The organism is Streptomyces sp. NPDC057743 (assembly GCF_042798755.1).
GTDB lineage: Bacteria > Actinomycetota > Actinomycetes > Streptomycetales > Streptomycetaceae > Streptomyces.
In genome coordinates this window covers 1-1,746 of record NZ_JBHVJX010000117.1, presented here as the reverse complement: position 1 = coordinate 1,746, position 1,746 = coordinate 1, and the positions used below count along the sequence as shown (strand labels likewise).

Annotated in this window: 1 protein-coding gene; it reads left to right on the top strand. The window is 61.1% G+C overall.

The annotated features are described in order from the left end of the window. The first annotated feature begins 404 nt into the window (after positions 1–404). Positions 405–1,613, top strand: coding sequence for a hypothetical protein (locus ACFVFQ_RS38700; RefSeq protein ID WP_383425408.1), 1,209 nt, complete (start codon positions 405–407; stop codon positions 1,611–1,613). Positions 1,614–1,746 lie beyond the last annotated feature (133 nt).

Here is a 1,746-nt window from a genome sequence, read left to right as displayed (position 1 = left end):
GTCCAAGGGCGGTCGCGGCAAGATCTGGCTGATCGCGGTGCTCGCGCTGGTCGCCATCGCGGCGGGCGTGGCCTTCGCGGTGAAGAACAGCGGCGGCCAGAACAAGAAGCACGACTTCCCCGCCCCCCAGTCACCGACGCCGAGCAAGCACGGCAAGGCTAGCAAGACGCCGACGGAGGAACCGATGCCCACGAGGACCAAGCCAGGCGGCAACGGCGTTGACGGGACGTACAGTCGGCCACCGACGCGCGAGTCGAGCACTTCGGAGACGTCTGAGCCGCCCACGCCACCCCCCACGCCCACGCCCACGCCCACGACATCGCCAACCCCAACACTGCAGCCCTCACCTAGCCCTTCTACACACAACAATTCGCCCGAATGAGCTTTTCACCGAGAGGACCCCTGTGAAGAAGATCCTGGTCGTTGCTCTGGCTGTTGCGCTGGTGACTGGCGCTGCGTCCCCCACGTTCGCGGCCCCTGTTGCTGCGGTTTCGCAACAGAAGGACTCTATTGGCGTGGACACGAAGGTGGAGCCGCTGAAGTTCGGCAGCAAAGCGTGGAACAAGCTGCCAATGGAAGACCGGCAGTTGCTCACCCAGTTGAAGACCGTCAAGGAAACATTCGAGAAGCACGCCCGCGCCATCTGGTCTGATAACTTCAGGCCAGACAGGACACCGATGATCTTTGGTAACGCCCCTGACGTGTTCGAGCTGCCAACTCATGCGCTTGCCATCAACGTAAAGCCCGCAGGCGGAGTGAAGCTGGATCTCCCGAAGGAACTCGGCTTCGAGGTCTACCGCACGGTGGATGAGGGCGTGCTGGAGAAAATCAAGTCCAACGGACCGTTCGGATTCGAGTGGCATGAGGACGGGACCACTGGCCCGTGGCTGCTGAGCTACGGCACCGGTCACAGCGTCACCGACCCGGACACCTGGATCGCTAGCCGCATCCACGTCCATGAGCTGTTCCACAGTCACCAGGCCGTGTTCAAAAACCTCAGAGAGCACATGGAGCAGGGTAAGTATCCGCGGGGCCCTGTTGAGGCTCATGCCCTGTCGCTCGTACAAGATGAGCTTCTCGCCAAGGCCGACACGGGACAGATCGATGCACGCGACGCCCTGACGAAGTGGGCTGCGCTCCAGGAGAAGCGCTTCGCTCTCAACCCGAAACTCAAGGATTTCGACCAGACCGAGGAGATCCTTGAAGGGTCCGCCCGCTACGTAGAGGACGAGTTCGTCAAAGCCGCTGGCCAGACACACAACCACGCGACGAAGCCGGACTCGGACAAGCCGATAGACCTCTTCTGGTGGCTAGCCGGTAACCGCCATTACCAGTACGGTGCGGCTGCTGGCCGACTGCTCGACAAGGTCACTCGCAGCCAGGACTGGCGCGCAGAGATGGAGAACGGAAAGTCGTTTTTCGACATCGCCCGAGCCGAGCTGTTCAAGGACACCTCGATTGACGTGTGCGTGAGAACTGCAATGATTGCAGCCCAGCGTGAGTACGACCTCGAAAGTAAGAAGGCGATGATCGAGAGAGCCGATCTCCCATCGCTCGACATCCCTATCGGTGACGAGGCATCTCGGCCAATGAGGTTTTCTCAGCGTTCATGATCGCCAGGCGTTGTTGAGGACAAGGAGCTCTTTCCAACCTCAGTGAGCTTCTTCAGCGGTGCTGCTCCAGGGTGAGGACCGCTTTGGTCATTGACGTCAGTCGGTTGGGGCTGCAGCGGGCTCGGCGGAAGAG